Annotated in this window: 13 protein-coding genes; 2 read left to right on the top strand and 11 right to left on the bottom strand. The window is 46.9% G+C overall.

Annotation, left to right across the window (positions count from 1 at the left end; all coding sequences use genetic code 11):
* Nucleotides 1-29: 29 nt before the first annotated feature.
* From AB4Z30_RS00065 to AB4Z30_RS00055, 3 genes are all read right to left on the bottom strand, one after another.
* Complete coding sequence (locus tag AB4Z30_RS00065) at nucleotides 30-1,430, bottom strand: glycosyltransferase family 2 protein (RefSeq protein ID WP_441922817.1); 1,401 nt, start codon at nucleotides 1,428-1,430, stop codon at nucleotides 30-32.
* 22 nt (nucleotides 1,431-1,452) lie between these two features.
* Nucleotides 1,453-2,664 carry a HEAT repeat domain-containing protein gene (locus AB4Z30_RS00060; protein WP_441922075.1) on the bottom strand — a complete coding sequence of 404 codons (1,212 nt, stop codon included), beginning with the start codon at nucleotides 2,662-2,664 and terminating at the stop codon, nucleotides 1,453-1,455.
* Between the two features lie 103 nt (nucleotides 2,665-2,767).
* Entirely contained in the window at nucleotides 2,768-4,993 is a 2,226-nt protein-coding gene (locus AB4Z30_RS00055; RefSeq protein WP_441922073.1) for a hypothetical protein, read from the bottom strand.
* 870 nt (nucleotides 4,994-5,863) lie between these two features.
* Between AB4Z30_RS00055 and AB4Z30_RS00050 the strand changes: the two genes are divergently transcribed.
* Together AB4Z30_RS00050 and AB4Z30_RS00045 are read left to right on the top strand one after the other, a co-directional pair.
* Nucleotides 5,864-7,108, top strand: coding sequence for a DNA polymerase IV (locus AB4Z30_RS00050; protein WP_441922071.1), 1,245 nt, complete (start codon nucleotides 5,864-5,866; stop codon nucleotides 7,106-7,108).
* Entirely contained in the window at nucleotides 7,105-7,458 is a 354-nt protein-coding gene (locus AB4Z30_RS00045; RefSeq protein ID WP_441922069.1) for a YolD-like family protein, read from the top strand. The genes AB4Z30_RS00050 and AB4Z30_RS00045 overlap by 4 nt, the downstream gene beginning before the upstream one ends.
* Nucleotides 7,459-7,698: 240 nt before the next feature.
* On the opposite strand, the gene glsA is transcribed toward AB4Z30_RS00045, so the two are convergent.
* The 8 genes from glsA to AB4Z30_RS00005 all read right to left on the bottom strand — a co-directional run bounded on the left by glsA (nucleotide 7,699) and on the right by AB4Z30_RS00005 (nucleotide 17,242).
* Nucleotides 7,699-8,640, bottom strand: a complete 942-nt coding sequence (gene glsA / locus AB4Z30_RS00040; RefSeq protein ID WP_441922067.1) for a glutaminase A — start codon at nucleotides 8,638-8,640, stop codon at nucleotides 7,699-7,701.
* 264 nt (nucleotides 8,641-8,904) lie between these two features.
* Nucleotides 8,905-10,083 (bottom strand): LOG family protein, encoded by a 1,179-nt coding sequence (locus tag AB4Z30_RS00035; RefSeq protein ID WP_441922065.1) that lies wholly within the window; start codon nucleotides 10,081-10,083, stop codon nucleotides 8,905-8,907.
* Nucleotides 10,084-10,270: 187 nt separating this feature from the next.
* Nucleotides 10,271-10,753 (bottom strand): GNAT family N-acetyltransferase, encoded by a 483-nt coding sequence (locus AB4Z30_RS00030; protein ID WP_441922063.1) that lies wholly within the window; start codon nucleotides 10,751-10,753, stop codon nucleotides 10,271-10,273.
* 359 nt (nucleotides 10,754-11,112) lie between these two features.
* Entirely contained in the window at nucleotides 11,113-12,360 is a 1,248-nt protein-coding gene (locus AB4Z30_RS00025; RefSeq protein WP_441922815.1) for an L-lactate MFS transporter, read from the bottom strand.
* A 222-nt stretch (nucleotides 12,361-12,582) separates the two neighbouring features.
* Nucleotides 12,583-13,494, bottom strand: coding sequence for a LytR/AlgR family response regulator transcription factor (locus tag AB4Z30_RS00020; RefSeq protein ID WP_441922813.1), 912 nt, complete (start codon nucleotides 13,492-13,494; stop codon nucleotides 12,583-12,585).
* 58 nt (nucleotides 13,495-13,552) lie between these two features.
* Entirely contained in the window at nucleotides 13,553-15,205 is a 1,653-nt protein-coding gene (locus AB4Z30_RS00015; protein WP_441922811.1) for a LytS/YhcK type 5TM receptor domain-containing protein, read from the bottom strand.
* Between the two features lie 799 nt (nucleotides 15,206-16,004).
* The gene (locus AB4Z30_RS00010; protein WP_441922809.1) at nucleotides 16,005-16,910 is read right to left on the bottom strand and encodes an IS3 family transposase; all 906 of its coding nucleotides are present in this window, start codon (nucleotides 16,908-16,910) and stop codon (nucleotides 16,005-16,007) included.
* Nucleotides 16,911-16,921: 11 nt separating this feature from the next.
* Nucleotides 16,922-17,242: a transposase gene (locus tag AB4Z30_RS00005; RefSeq protein ID WP_441922061.1), complete on the bottom strand. Its 321-nt coding sequence runs from the start codon at nucleotides 17,240-17,242 to the stop codon at nucleotides 16,922-16,924.
* Between the last annotated feature and the right edge of the window lie 67 nt (nucleotides 17,243-17,309).

Raw genomic sequence — 17,309 nt, 5'->3', positions numbered from 1 at the left:
CTTTTCCACCCTTCTATATGTTGTTACTTTTAAGCCGCTTTGCTGGCGTCCTTGGATTCCTCAGACCAGCTTTGGCGTGTCATCGTGCCCCATGAATTGTTGTTTTGCAAAAACTGAATGTGCCCTTGCAATCTCCACAGCACGCCGAGTTGATGATACCCCACAAATTTCAGAGCGGAGTAGACAAGCATTTTGACCAGATCGGAGAGCTTGTTATATCGTTTGAATGCAATTTCCTCCAGAATCAACGCCCCAATACTCAGCAGATATCCACTCACAAAGTTCAACAATCCGAATAGAACGAGGATCGGCCATTGGGTCATGTCCAGGAGCACGTATCCAGCCAAAGCCACCAAACCGGTAATTCGGAAGTACGGATTCAAAGCCTCAAAAATAACGTTATATGGCATGGTAATCATCCCCATAACCTTGTATTTCGGGTTGAACAGCATGCCGCGATTCTCCAGCATATTTTTCAGATTCCCGCGCCCCCAGCGTTTGCGCTGACTGGACAAAATGCGGTAGGAATCCGGTGCCTGTGTCCAGCACACCGCTTCTGGACAGAAGGCGACGCGATATTTCAGTTTATTTTCGAGCATATAGCGGTGAAGTTTGATAATGATGTTCATGTCCTCACCTGGATAACCGTCACGGTACCCACCTACCGCAATGACAGCATCCTTACGGAACATACCGAATGCACCAGAAACGATGATCAGACCGTTCATATGACTCCAGCCAATCCGTCCGCCGAGAAAAGCTTTCAAATACTCAATGGACTGGAACATCGGCCAAATCTTACGTGGTAAGGATACGTCCTGTACCGCCCCGTTTTCGATTTTGCAACCATTGGCAATCCGGACATCTCCGCCGATCGCAACGGTTTCTTCCGGATTCTCCATATACATGCGCGCCATGCGGATCAGGGCATCCTTTTCCAGAAGTGAATCGGCATCGATGGAAGAGATTAGCGGATAATGGGACAAGTTGATCCCTGCGTTGAGGGAATCGGCCTTACCGCCATTTTCCTTATCGATTACATACAAGTCCGGGAAATCCGGATTATGATAGATGCCTCGAATGGTCTTACAAGCAATCTTCCCGCGAATCTGCGTATTCGGTACCAGCTTCAGACGGTATTCCTCTAACAGCACCTTCAAGGTGGAATCGCTGGAGCCGTCATTCACTACAATGACCTCATACGTTGGATAGTTCAGTGTCATCAGGCAGTTTACATTTTCAATAATCGTCAGTTCCTCATTGTACGCCGGCACCAGCAAAGATACCGAAGGCACCAGTTCCGAGCCGGATAATGTGTTGTACTTGGAGTAATGTGACCTCCGGAAGATCGTCCAGATGTTACGAAATGATAAGGCCAGTATGGAAAAATAGAGCGTATTAACAAACACCACATAATAGATGGCGACCATACCGTAGATTAGCAATAGATCTCTAAGCAGTGTAATCCCCTCCTACTGTTGCAACGCCTGTGCGTTTCTTGGTTGTACGGTTTTCGCCACGCACTGGGCCAAAATAACGTTCGTACAGCAGTCTTTTTTTGTTATGTGCAATCATCTGCTCTACCGCCTTATGGTCGGTTCCTGAATGCTGCATCGTGCTCTCAATCTGCTGCATGGCAATCTCGCGCTCTGCACCCGTTCCTTGCACCGCTGCCTGACACAAAGCTTCGAATCCCGGTTCGCCCAGCTTGCTCAGACTTTCCGCACTATTGTAGCGAACTCTCCAGTCTTCATCACGAAGTGCTTTGCGTAGCAGCGGAATGCTGCCTGATGCATGCTTCGAGCCGAGCGCCTGTACCACTTCCGCGCGGACTTCCGGATCTGTGTCCTGGATCAGCTTCAGAATCGTCTCATCCTTAAGTGCCGGACTTGCGCTGAGATACAGCTTCACTGCTTCGGCACGCACATCCTGATGCTCTGCTCGGACGAGTCTGTCGAGTGCAGGCATGACTTCAGGCACCGCTTGTCCCCACATCGCTACAAGTCCTACTTTGACAAAATCAGGGTTGCGATCTTCTAGCAGTTCGATCAGCACACGACTCGTATCTAGATTCGCTTCCAATAAGATATCTGCAGCCAGATGATGTATCGATTTCCCTTTCGTTAGAAGCAGGGCAAGCATATCTTTCAACTCGCCATGCCGGGTGGTACATCTCGCAATCGAACGTGCAATCATGATGGCCATCGGGCCTGGCTTCTCATCCTTAAGCAGCTCCATCAAACCCGGAACCGCTTCGGGACAGCGCATGCCTCCCAGACGATATGCTGCATCAATTTGACGTCCGTAACGCAGACGGCCCAGCTCTTTCAGATCGTGTTCAACGAATCCGGCCTCCCGGCACAATTGAATCAGCTTATCACGATACTCTCCCTTGAACTGTTCAATCCATTCAATCAACTTGTCCTGAATAACCCGCCGTTCTAGTGGAGCAGGCTTGCCCGGCGGCAGCTTGAGTGGGCTGTTCTCCGTCAATGCGGTCTGCAAATACGTGAAATAGTCTCGTTGCCTCATTTCATACATAGCAGTTTTGCGTCGTTTGCCGTTGTGGGACATTTTCATGGCAAAAAGAACGATGACGCCTACAATCACAAGTGCAATGCAGGCGATCAAAAACCAATAGGCCAAAGCTAAACTCTGGAACATGTGAAAAAGTCCTCCTTTTATACTCGCTTATGATGTTCTATGCTGTTTCTTCCATTGAGGAATTGCCTAATTCATACGATTTTCATCCCTAAATAAATCTTATTTATTCGATCCGGAAACTAGGCATTTTTTCGTAGCTCTGCTGCATTTTTTTATAGCTTAGCTTTAGTCTTTCGCTATATTTGACCTGTTCCCAAGATTTCCAGCTGTAGACGGGTAAGGTTTTCAAATCCAATGTGTTCTGTTCGCCGCCAGGCCAGGAGACCTGTTTCGTGGAACGATTTGTCAGCCACGGGATCAAAGTAATGCCTTCAACCGTAGTTGTAGAAAACTCACGTCCATCCTTCAAAGGTCCGTACTTAATCGCCTGCAAGGAGCTTGAATCACCGAAACCAAGCAGCATCCACGGAATTCGCATCTCCACCTGATTGCCGTTATATTGCCAGGCTGTTAACGAATCAGTGTCCGTCTGTCCTGGAGCTGTCGTCCCCCGTTTCAACGTGCCAACATTCTCAGCCATGAAGGGATGCGCCGAACGAGTATTCGGCGGTGTCATCTTCAGACTGACTGCCACTTCCCACGGATGGAACGGATCGGTTAACTTGAGTTGCTCATCTGGAATCATGTTATGCCCATCTTTGCCGTACAAACGCTGGTTGAAATCATAGTCCTTCGCAATCTGTACCTGGGACTCGTTATCTTTGCCCAGTGTAATGACCGTTTCCAGACCATCACTTAGCGTTTTGCCTGGCAACATGTTGCTTGGCTGACTGCCTCCGGCAAGCGTATCTGTTCCAATGCGAAGTATGGTCTTATCGGGGTCAAATGGTTGATCCAGCGTTAAGCCCACATACAGGTAAGCTTCATCATGGGTCATTTTCATTTCCCGAATACCACTCACTTGCCCTTGCCAGACCGTAACTTCTTCATCTTTCAGCTTGTCCCAGTCATCCAGCTTGCCATCAATGGTCAGTTGTTCCTGTTTCCCTGGGTCCATGGCGAGCAAACCAAACATCTTCTCATTCGTTAGAACGTTTAGCCAGTAAGCCCGGCGATCTGCCGGAATTTCCAGTGGCATCGTATTCCAGGTTTTCTTAAACCACTCATCCTGCCACATAAACAGAATCGCTCCCGCGTACCCTTCATCATAAATATCCTGCGTCAGCGAAGCATCGATGTCTCCCTGCTGTACTTCGTTATGCCCACCCTGATTTCGGCCACCCATGCCCAGATGTGAGATCCCCAGCGAGGATGGTACACCATACTCTGTAATCATTACAGGCATATCGGAAAACTCGGCTTTGAGTTTATTCAGATAGCTTTTGTACGTGTTGTACTCGCCATTTTCGTCCTTGATCGTTTGCAGCGTCTTATCAACATGGAACAAATCCGGATAATAAGGGTACACGTGGTAGGCAGCAAAATAACCTCCATCCCATGCTTCTGGCATAATATGCCGTGCATCCACACTGACGAGATCCTCTTCATACAGCGGCTCTCCCGGATGATCCAGCACATCGGTTGTGACCCAGTTGGTAAACGTCATCGGATGTTCCCATCCATACTTTTTCTCCTGAACCGCCGTATAGTCCAGCAGTTCTGCCAGCCAGTTTTCGAACGGTGAAGCCTCTGCGCTCCCGGAAAAATGAACACCTTTGTACTGCGGCACATCTGCATGCACCTTGTTGGTGTTGTCCACCATCGCCGGGTCCCACTCGGTACCTACATGCCAGGCCATCAAGTATTTCCCTGCATTCGTTCTATATTTGCCGCTGGATTCTCCATTCTTGGCAGGAATGTCGGCATCCCCATACACGGCGGATACGGCCTTTTCTATCTCCTGCTTGAACCTCTGTTCGATATGATCGGCATAGGCATCCCGCTTCTCGATCAATTCCTCCTCAGGTGACCATATGCCTTGTATAAAATATAACGGCTGCTCCCGGCCACGATTATAATCGACCAGTGCGGAGTAAAAAATCGGCTGGTGGACGGTATAGACCCGAATCACATTCGCGCCCAAATCCTGAATCTGCTCGAACCAGCGAAGGTAATCCTCCTCGGTAAGCGGAAACTCTCCCGGGTAATGCCCTGGTGATGTCGCCCCCAGGTTCACCCCTTTGACGAACATTTCCTTCCACGTTCCATCCGGCCCATACTGCATGAACCGGTCTCCATCAGTTTTGAATTTCATCTCCGTGCCGTTCTCCGCTGTATACGTAACAAGCTTTGGTTGCATGTAATGCCATCCGGCAAATAAACCACCCGTCAGCACCACTGCTCCTGTCAAAGCTGTCAGTAACCAGCGTCTTCGTCGTTGTCTGCTCATGACTTCTGATTGCTCACCTCTCTAGTATGCATCCTGCTTCCCCATGATTCAGGTTCATGCGTTTAGAATGAACCCGTACAGGTAACATACGATCATTCCGCTTCGGATGTCCGCTTGGTAGAGATGTCAGCGGTGTAGTTCTCACTATAGCGCTAAGCCTCTGCATTGTAACTAGGCTGATGGAAGCAAACATGATATGGAACGTTCTGCCCATACACGGCCAGTTGCACCATCAGTCAGCACACCAAGGTAGCTGTTCCGTTTGCGGTCTTTTTACATTCATGATCTGCCGTAAAGCACAGATAAATGCACTGCTGTTCCTGCACAACTTCGCTTGATATTGTTATGTGCAACGCGGATGCAGGCACCTTTCCCCCGAAAAACATATACCCCATTAAACGCGAGTGTTTTTTTAAAGTTGCGCTTTTTTTACAGTATTAACCATAAAGATTACAAAATTGATACTATAGTCTGATAACGCATCAATGAAAATCCGCGTCACATCAAGGTTTTCTGAAAAGTGCTGAAAATGAAAAAAGGACATCAGTCCCCCTATATAGGACTCTGTCCATGAAGTACCCTTTTACAAAAATCAAAATGAACTACCAGTCATCACCCGTAGGTCACAGATCTCTCACATTAAATGTAAAAAGCTATATCTTATTTCCTAATTATTGACTCTAATCGGGCAATCACATAATTGTGTCCAATTTGCAAAATAATTCCGGTTGCCGCATTTGAAATTGTCCTATATGCTTATAAAACGAGAACACTTGTTCCATACTATAAAAAACTGTAAATAAACAGCTCTCTGCAAGGATTAGACGACAGGAGCAGCATCAAGAATTGCAGATAAGGAGAGGAAACATCATGCCCCGCCAAGACAGACGTGTCATCATGCTGGCAGACTGCCAGTCGTTCTATGCCAGTGTGGAGAAGTCTGCACATCCCGAGTACATGGATCGCCCCCTCGTTGTAGCCGGCGACCCGGCCAGGCGTTCGGGTATTATTCTGGCAGCTTGTCCTCTCGCCAAGTCCTATGGTATTACAACCGCAGAACGGCTGGGCGAGGCGCTTGCCAAGTGTCCTGATGTTGTCGTTATTCGCCCAAGAATGGCCGAATATATTCGTGTATCCCTTCATATTACACGTATCCTTCAGTCCTATACCGATCTGGTCGAGCCCTACAGCATCGACGAGCAATTTCTCGATGTCACCGGGAGCCTGGATCTGTTCGGTAGTCCCGAAACCATTGCACGCAGCATTCAGTCCCGGGTCATGGATGAAACGGGCGTTTACATTCGGATCGGGATCAGCGATACCAAGGTCGTCAGCAAAATGGCCTGTGACCTGTATGCCAAAAAAGTCCCTGGAGGTATCTACACCCTGCCACGGAAAGATCTGCCCTCTACGATCTGGGAAAAACCTGTACGCGATATGTTCATGGTTGGTTCACGTATGGCCCAGCATCTCTACAAGATGGGCGTTCATACGATTGGTGATCTGGCGAATACACCGCTGTCCCGGCTCAAAGAGCGCTGGGGTGTGAACGGTGAAGTGTTATGGCGTATCGCCCGCGGTATGGATGATTCTCCCGTGAAACCCGGGACATATACCCACCAGCAGCAAGGCATCGGACACCAGATGACACTACCTCGGGATTACGAGACCTGGGAAGAAATCAAAGTTGTGCTGCTGGAGCTGGCAGAGCTGGTCAGCCGGCGTTCCCGGGACAAATCACTCATGGGGCATGTTGTTTCGGTCGGATGTCGCGGACAAGATTACGATCGGCCAACGGGCTTCTCCCGTCAGATGAAAGTGAATGAACCGACCAACATTACGGATGAAGTATATGATGCGGCGGCAGCTCTGTTCCTGCGCCATTGGGACGGACTACCCATAAGGCGCATCAACGTGTCACTCAGTGGACTTGTGCCGGATTCAGAAGTACAGCTGTCCTGGTTTGACGACCGCGAACGCAAGAGAGAGCTGGAACGAGCCACGGATGATATCAAGCGCAAGTTCGGGGATACCGCCATCATGCGCGCATCGTCCCTCTGCTCATCTGCACAGGCACAGGAACGTTCTCACAAAATTGGAGGTCACTATAAATGAGTAAAAAATTGCAGCAAAACGGACTTTTTGAATCTTCACGCATGATGCTTCCTGAACATCGGGAAGCTTATATTCTTCACCAGGAGCAGCTTGCTCCTCGCACTCGCCCCTCCCTGGATGCTCAGGCCGCAGATGAAATGTCCCAGTTGCTTAGTAACTCTATGGTACTTGGCGACCGCGTTACCATTACCCTGTTCCATGAGCATGACGATGTTTGTTTTACCGGACGTGTGCTTAGACTGGATCGCCCTGCCCGTACGCTCAAATTGTTAACCGATGACGGAAGTCGGGATCTTCAGATGAATCTCATTACAGGTGTAACACCGGCAGGTGAATGGATGGATGAGTGAGATTGTGAATTTAGTATAGTAAATGAGCATTTCTTCACATGCTTATATTGTGGAACCTCCATGATAGATGCAGCAGCTTTAAGTAGTACAGGACTGAATCCCTACGATTATTCTAGGGTAATAAAAAAGCAGTCGATAAACCGATGTTCGTGCACCCCGCCTCGTTCAAAAGAAGCAAAATGCCCGTAATCTGATTCATCCACTGCTTAGAAGGGTAACCATTACGTTGCTTTTTTAATATTAGAAGAAACTCCAGTCAAACTCTTTGGACAGACGCTCCAGCAAGTGAACGCCAGCGAGGCTATTGCCTTTACGATTGAGTGCGGGGCCAACCACACCGATGCCGAATTGTCCCGGAACCAGCGTCAGAATACCACCGGAAACGCCGCTTTTGGCAGGCAAACCAACCTCGATGGCGAATTCACCAGAAGCATTGTACATCCCGCAGGTGGTCATAAAGGTTTTGGCAATCTGCACGTAACGACGGGGAATAAGTTCTTCGCCTGTAATCGGATCGGTTCCATCGTAAGCAAGAACAAGCGCCATGCGAGCCAGGTCAGCACAGGTCACTTCAATGGAGCAATGGCGGAAATACACGGCAAGCACATCTTCTACCTCATCTTTGATGACACCGTTATGTTTGAGAAAATAGGCGAGGGAGCGGTTCAGGTGACCACTTTCCGATTCGGAGCGAAAAACATCTTCGTTATAACCCAGTCGTTCATTATTTGCTAACTTGCGGAAAAATTCGAGAATACGGCGGGACTTCTCTTCCTTACAGTCACCACCAACGAGAGAGGATACGGTAATCGCACCCGCATTAATGAGGGGATTAAACGGAATGCCTGGTTCAACCAGTTCCAGCTTGATCATCGAATCATAATCATCACCTGTTGGTTCTTTTCCTACATTAAAGAAGACCGCTTCTTCACCATGATCCATTAAGGCTAGAATGAGGGTGAACACTTTAGAGATACTTTGCATCGTAAAAGGAACACCACAATCTCCGGCAGACATATGGTTGCCTTCAGCGTCCATAATATGTATCCCCAGATCATCCTGCGATGCTTTGACCAGCTCAGGAATATAGGAGGCTACTTTTCCCTGTCCCGTATGCAGTCGGCTGGTCTCCAGCCATTCCGGCAACAGGGCATTCAGTCGTTCCATCGTTGAATCACTCATATGTCATCTCCTCCACTTTTATCTATAGAAGTATCTTACACGATATACTAGCCCTGCAATACAACACAACGCTGTCTCAAGCAAGACACCTTATACTATCCTATGCATTACCCTGTGGTACGTGAAGTTACACGAATTTCTACCGGGAAAACAAAAAAGCTGCTAGAGTAACAGCTTTTATGGGGACTTTGTTCTATTCTCTGAATCAGGTCGTTCGTGGATCACGATGGGGACTGTTCCTTCATTTTTTCCAAATTCCATGAATCATATTTCAGTCTTGTTTCCTCGCTGGTTAACAAAATCTTCTGCTCTTTCAGCCATAAGCTCCGAATCAATATTGCTAATGCCAATTCTGGCAAGTTTGTGCACGACCTGACTCGCGGATTGTGCATTTTCAATAATGATTTTAACAGCTTCATCAGCATCATCGACAACGCGAATATAACGTTTAAATTCCTCTTCTGTCATATTTTTCGTACCAACAAAAAGTTGATAAAGCAAACCCATCACTGGCATGTGCAGCCTTTCATTCAGGGATTCTGAATTTGTCCAGAACTGGCTGTCAAGAAACAGCATTGAAGTAATTGGAGCCTTATTATACGCGTCATTCTCACGGTAATAGACTTGAGCAGCGTCCTGGAACACTTCCTGGATTGTGCCTCCCCGCCCCTCCGAAAAAATGATACCGCATGAAGCCAGTGTAAGAAGCACATCTTCCCGTATACTGTTGAGAAAGTATTTCGCAACGTGGGTAGCAAACGGAGTAAACGGCTCGTGGCCATAATGCCAGGTCGGCAGTGCCAAACTGCAATTAAGTGGGCTGAGTTGATCCTTGAGTTCATTTGCTATTTCCCATGCGGGGAGCATCCATTTATGGAGCTTACTTAACAATTCTTCATTAAATGTCTGCCCATCTTTACCGATGATACTGCTCATGTTTTGCGGGAATTCAGCGAATGCTTCCTTTTCCAAACGATTCATTGCAGATTCAAGGCTGTCTGCTGACCGTCCAGCGTGAAGAGCACCAAGATGCGTTGCTTCCATACAACCGGGTCCGCCACCGCTAACGACAATAAAACCAGACTCTGATAGCTTCTGGGCAATTCGTGCTACTTTACGATATGTTTCGCTTCCGCGTTTCTCGCGATGTCCTCCCATAATTGCAACAGGACGACGGCCTGCCTGTAACTCCGTTGCCAGAAATCCGTTCATTTCGCGAACAACGGATGTATCATGCACAGCCTCCATCATCGCAGCATAAGGATCTGAGACAGTTGTACCTCCTTGCTGATGAAAATATGTAAAACACCGAAAATCTGCCGTGACTAATAGACTTCGTGCATCATCCGCATTAAAACCCTTAAGCAACTCAAATGGAGTATAAAGCTTATTATGAATAGGGTTAAACGGAGGATGCGTAATCCATTCCAATGATTTTATCATATGCTCTCCTTTTACATGTAATTTAGGGGCTGCTCTATCTTATATAGATTGCACAGAAAAAAGCCGCTTTATAAGCGGCTGCAGCATGTAAATGAGACTATATACTTTATCTCTGAAAAGGTTAAGAATAGCCATTAATCATTCAAAGCACTTGTTTTACCATGACTTTCATGTGTATCTAACGTCTTTATCTGTTAGGACTCAGATTCAACTCCAGAATCTCCCCAGGCAGTCCATCATAGTCCCCCACCCAAGTCGATTCAAAGTTCTGTCTAAGCAAAATCTGACGGGATGCCGCATTGGAAGGATCAATAACGGCATATAGAACCTCAATGCCTGCAGCCTGAGCCTGAATAATCAGGCGGGATGCAATGGCTGTACCCTGACCTTTGCCCCAATGCTCTGGCAGAATCATATACCCCATCTCTGCCCGGCTTGGATTATCTTCATCCAGAATCAATTTGGCGTAGGCCACACCTGCATCATCCTGCGTGGTCACCCGATAGTGCCCACATATCGAACGAAGGTTATAATCTAGCATGGAATCGAACTGTGTTCTCGCTTCTGCCTCCGGAATCGCACGCTCGGTAATCTGCTTCATGACGTCCTCATTGGAAACGAGTGCATAATAATGTTCAAAGTCCGGTTCTGTGTATTTTACAAAGTTCATGAATATGCCTCCTTGGGATAGATCATTTCAATGTAATCGTGTAGCAGTTGTGGATCAGGATACCACGTCATCGAAGCGCAGTTTGTCTTCGCTTCACCTTGAGTATAACAGAAGCAGAGGTATCAATGCACATCTAGGGATGTACGTCAGCCTCGTTACGTAACTACTACAGTTGACAGCGAGGGATTTGGGCATTTGTGAGCTTTTTCAAAAAGCAAAAAACGGTCTCATCTGAGACCGCTTGACATGAATCTGATCTTGGTTTTATATTCGTTCTTGACCCAATGCGATGTCTAATCGCAACGTCTCTGTGACGTTGTGATCGTATACGCGGACGTGTACAACGATACAACTACAACTTAGCTTGCCCGGGAAGACGGATTAAGCTGCATCTGTTTTTCATGCGAAGCTCGTGCCCGCCGGCTTGTGCCCGGAGGTGTGATAATCAGTGCCATCAGGAGTGATACCGCGCAAAGTACGGCGATAACAATAAAGGTGAGATGGAATCCGCCCAGCAACGCACTGATGAAAGATCCGGCCAGAGCACCCAATCCAAACCCTTGGTAGATGACGCCGTAGTTTTTGCTTTGATTTTTCAAACCGAAGTAATCGGCCACAATGGCTGGGAAAACCGTAATGTTACCACCGAAGCAGAAGGCAATGGCCGCCACACAAGCGAAGAAGATTCCAAAGTTCAGCGGCACCAGACTCAGCGTCATGACCGCTACAGCTGTAACCAGCAGTGCTCCGGCAATGACCTTCATCCGTCCCACTTTATCCGACAAAGCCCCCAGAATAATACGGCCCGCCGTGTTACAAATCGCAACCATCGCGACCGCATTCGCAGCCGTTGCTACATTAAGACCTACGAGCTGCACGCCAATATCTTTAACAATGCCGATCAGATAGAGACCGCTCATACAAGCCGTGAAGAAAATACCGAAGAGCATATATGCTTCTTTCGTGCGAAGCATTTCTTTAACTGTATACTCATGACGAACTTCTGCTGTCTTCACACCCGAACCCTCTTTGGCACTTGCCGGAGACTGCTCACGAACCACCGCTTCACGGATCAGGAATGATCCTGCGACAACCAGTACAAGCACGATCATACCCCAATACATAAAGGCTTGTGCCGGACCAACCGCACCAATCAGGGCGGAGTTCACATATTTAAACAACAGACTGCCCGTACCGAAGGCACCCACCGAGATACCCGAGATCAGTCCTTTGCGTTCAGGGAACCACTTGATCAGATTGGACAAAGACGTGATATATGCCGTACCGTCCGCAAAACCAACCACAAAACCAGCCAGCAGATAGAGCAGCGTTAAAGAGCTAACTTGGGAACTCAGAATAAGTCCCACCCCGAGCACAATCCCGGCTACACGGATCAGACGCTGGAGACCCCAGCGCTCCTGCAATCGTCCTGCAAACAAAGTAGCAATGGCCAAAGCAAAACTCGTAATCGAAAAAGTTATCGCGACCGAGCTGACGTCCCATCCGAAACGATCAGACAGCGGTTGATTAAATAAACTCCAGGTGTAGATGGTGCCAAGCCCCATTTGTACAATAATCGTACCCAGTACAATAAGCCAGCGGTTCATTTTTATAGATGATGTCGTTGTTGAATTAGATGCTGATGAAGCGGATGAAATAGCTGCTTTCATCGTAATCTCCCCTTTGCCGATGTCTGTAACATGTTGAACATTCTCTTGTACCATTCCAAGGTAAGGTACTTGAATGCGTTCACAAGACCATCATACATGAAAGGGGATTCATGGAGCCGTTCTGAGCATGAGTTGCATCAGATACGGAATGAAATGCCGTTATATACGCATGAGCTGCCTGAACTCTTTGACTTTGCCACGACTGACTGGCACTTCCGCTTCCAGATCACGCAGACGGAGCAGATACGTATTGTTAAACCAAGGCACAATCTCACGAATTTGAGAGAGGTTAACGAGATAGGAACGATGGCAGCGGAAGAAGGTATCCTGCGGCAAGCGGCTGTGAAAATCCGATATGCTAACCGGCATCGTGAACTCTCCGTTTTTGGTATACACTTTGGTGACTTTCTCCTGAGCCTCTGCATAATAGATGTCCGCTGAATCAGTGACAATGATATTGTCATTGCGCAGCAAATTGACCCGTGTCCCTGTCAGATAATCCGCCGCCTGTGCTGGAGAATTAGAAGATGTCGGTCGCTGCTCCAGTCCTTGAGGTGCCTGCGATGTGCCAGTATGAAGCAGAGCTTGTCTTTCGGCATACCCTTGTTCCACTCCAAGTCCATTTGCTGATTCATAACCTTGCACACGTCGATATGCCTGCTCTTCCCCTTGCACTTCACCAAACCTGCTCTCACTTTGCTCCTGATCCCGCTTGAAGGTCAGCTCCAGCTTGTGCAACATGGTTGCAATCCGTTTCTCATCATAGGGCTTCAAAATGTAATCAAATGCTTCCAGTTCAAAAGCCTCAGCCGCATGCTCCTTATACGCTGTCGTAAATACAATGTAAGGTTTACGTGCAAACTTGCCAATATAGTGAGCCAGCATCATGCCATCCAGCGAAGGAATGTTAATATCGAGAAAAAGTACATCCACTTCCTGCTCCTGCAAAAACTTAAGCACATCCAAGCCATCTTCCAGACAGTCCACAACCTCAATCTGGCTATGCTCCTGAATCAAATAACTCAATTCCTCACTTGCCGGAATTTCATCTTCTACAATCAGTGCTCTCATTCTTCTTTTGTCGACTGCGTGCAACTTTCCTGTATCTGACGCTTTCATCGCTCCATCATCACTTTGTTATGACATCTCCTTTGGGTACATCAAATAAAATCTCGGTCCCTTGCTCCAGCCTTGTAATCGTTAGACCTTTTCCGTATATTAGTTTCACGCGCCGATGCACGTTGTACAGTCCAATCTGGTTGCCCGGCATGCGGTCATGGTAGACCTTCTCAATAATATCGACGCTAATGCCTGCACCTGTATCGCTCACGCTAACACGTACAAAATCAGGATGATCCTGTACCCGAATCCGCACGGTTCCGGGACCTTTGACCTTCAGAATGCCATGAATAATCGCGTTTTCTACAAGCGGCTGAATAACAAGACTTGGAATATGCACTGCCACTTCATCAATCTCATAGATAACCGTGAGTCTGCTGCCAAAGCGCGCTTTTTCAATCTCGACATAGTTACGGACTTGCTCCAGTTCCTTATGAATATCAATTAACTCGTCCGACAGCTCCAGATTGTAGCGCATGTAACCTGAGAGGTTGACGATCAGTTCCCGCGCACGATCCGGCTTAGTGCGTATAGACGATGCGATGGCATTCAGCGCATTAAACAAAAAATGAGGATGAATTGTTGTCTGTAATGCGCGCAATTCCGCTTTGTTCGCCGCAGCCTTAATCTCCTCTACACGAGACACCTCCATCTGAGTGGAAATAATCTGCGAGAGTCCTACAGCCATCGTTTGCAGTGGATACGTAATTTTATAGGCCTTGCGATAATAGATTTTGAGTGCCCCCGTCACATCGCCCCGTTCTTTGAGTGGTATAATGAGTAGCGAGTGGATATCGGGGGTTTTCTCGTCCGTTACATCATTGCTTATCATAATTTCCCCGCTGGATATCGTCTTCTTTGTCATTTCACTAATAATTTCATTGCCAATATGATAGCGTTCTTCACCAAAACCAACATAAGCCAAAACATTCCGGGTATCCGTAATCGCTACCGCGTCGGCCTGAATATCTTCTTGAATGATTTTGCATATTTTACGGAGCGAATCCTCATCAATAGAGCGGAAATAAGGCAGTGTCTTATTGGCAATCTCCAATGCCAACTTGGCCTGGCGACCTGCAATTAACTCTTTTTCCCCCTCCACACTCTGTACCAAAAGCACGATCAGACCAATGTTCACCTCACCCAGAATCATCGGCAATGCAATCTTTGAAACAATATCTGCTCCCAGAGGATCAGGATACGAGTAAAGAAGAATCAGCAGCATCGTGAGCGCTTCAATAATCATGCCTGCCCCAATGCCGATCATCCAGCGCTTGGATTTAGCGGTGTATTTGTGAATATAACCTGATACCAGACCCGCCAGAATACTTGTGATCAGGCACGGGATGGCAGTAATGCCATCCATATCAATCAGATACCGATGCAACCCGGAGACAATCCCCGTAATAATGCCTACAGGTGCACCAAACAATATGCCACCCGACAAAATAGCAATAATGCGCACATTGACGAGTGATCCTTCTACATTAATGCCGGTATATGTACCAAAGATGGCAAACGCACAGAATAGCAAGGTCAAGGCCGTGTACTCCTGCCATCTTAACTTGCCCTTTTGCAAAATCTGCCTGAATCGCGGCACCCGTGACAGAAAAAACAAAAATATAATCAGCAGCGCCGCCCGCTCAAACAACCCCAGCAGCATCGTAAACATTTCCAACCCATCTTCCTCCACATCTATCTATCTGAAAAAAATCACAATAACAGCGTCAGATCATCTTCATCCATCCCGCGCTGCGACATTGTATCTACCTACTCGTATGCACCAGTTTACCCTTCCCCTTGCAGGAAAGCAAAGGATATCCTGTGAAAACTAAAAAGGGGGGGCATCAAGTCAAACAGGAGGACTAACGCCTCTACTGACATAACCATTTTCTCTTAAAAGTAATATCAATAAACTCTTAGCTCTGAAATGCAATGTGGTATAATCAGGAAACTAATATGTTCTATACGAAGGTACTCATACTATCCAATTTCTCCACAGAAAGGTGCTCAGTAAATGCTTGCAATTCTGCTGCTTGGTTCGCTTCTGCTATTTGGTCTTATATTTTATATCTTAAAATGGTTCTCTGGACGTTCCAACAATGTTGAACGATCCACAGGACGAGTACTCCAGGTCGTTTTATGTATTTCAATTCTGGTTTTGGTTGTACAAGATTACATACTCACAGAACTACCTCATAACGGAATTATCATCGCCACTTTAATAGCAACGTGGTTTGCAACTATGGTCCCGGACGATCGTGGCCCAGTGTCCAAAGAGGCCAACCGAAAATCCATTTGATCTCATTTAACTGTGCGTATAGATCAGACAACAGATGAAGCAGTATTTCTTTTGATGAAATATAACTCGGTATATCCAGCATGACTACCTATTGACTCGGATTAACCCCTTAAGTTTGGACACATGCTCTCTTAATCTCCATCTTTCATAGTTTTTCAATTTACAATCGAACTGCCTCAATTGGAATGGGCTGAATCAGGTTCTGGTTGTAGAAATCCAAAGGAGCCAGGTCCTTAATACTGGAATGCATTCTTCTTTCGTTATAGAAGATCATGAACTCAGTGACCGCCTCATAGGCCTCACCATAGGTGGAAAAGTCATAACGAGATAGACAATCATCTTGAAGAATCCGATGGAATGACTCGATGTGAGCGTTCATATTAGGCGTTCGTGGTGGAATTCGTTCATGTAGAATCCCAAAGCTCTCACAAGCCATTTCAAATGCATGAGAAACAAACTGCGAGCCATTGTCCGAACGCACTACAGGTTTTAAAGTCGCATCGAATAGCTGGCGCTTCAACAAGGCTTGTTGTAACGTCCGTACCACGTCTTGAGCTTCACAACGAAGTCCGATGTGATAGGAAACAATGGATCGATCATACACATCGATGAAGGATTGAATAAAGAAAAAACGATCTTCACCTGCGATATAGCCATATTTAATATCCGTTTCGAATAGCTGATTCGACCCTGTAATCATTCGGTTACAAGCCAGTTTTCTGGGATGCTTTGTCTTTATTTTACGTTGGGGGCGTAACAAACCAAGCTTTTTGCAGAGGCGATAGACCTTCTTCTTATTAATGATCAACTTGTACGTACGCTTTAGATCAACGGTTAATTTACGATACCCATAGTTGTAGCCATCGCCTGAAATCAGCTCCATCAGCCATTCTTCAATCTGTTCGTCGGCTACACGTACGCCACTTTCTTGATAGGAATAACCGGGGGCTGGGCGTCCCTCACTCACCATTTTCTTCGCTACTTTACCATTTTTGTTGTAATAGTAGCTCGATTTTGGAATGCTGATTAGCCGTAAAACAAGTCGGATCGCATATCCCTTTTCGATGTAGAAATCGGCTACTTCAATTTTGTCAGCAAATGAGGGTTTTTCTTTTTTATTAAGTCCCGAAGAATTGCAATTTCAAGAGCCTGCTCTCCAAGAAGATGTTTCAACTGGTTATTCTCTTGAGCCAGTGCTTTAGATTCTAAGGTGGTTACGGCATCCAGCGAATCTTCTCCAAACTTGCCAGTTTCATACTCTTTAATCCACCGATGAAGCATATTTGCTGCAATCTCATAGCGTCTTGCAACGGCCGCTTTATTGCCTGTTTCCAGCGCTTCTTTGATGACCTGCAGTTTAAATTCTTTTGAATGCTTATTTCGTCTCAACTTCCTCATCCCCTTGTCACTAGTAGTGTACCGCATACACTCTCTTAGTGTCCAAGTTCTCTAGGGGGCTAAATAG

Origin of the sequence: Paenibacillus sp. 2TAF8 (genome assembly GCF_052114825.1) — a bacterium.
GTDB lineage: Bacteria > Bacillota > Bacilli > Paenibacillales > Paenibacillaceae > Paenibacillus.
This window is presented reverse-complemented; position numbering and strand designations above follow the sequence as displayed.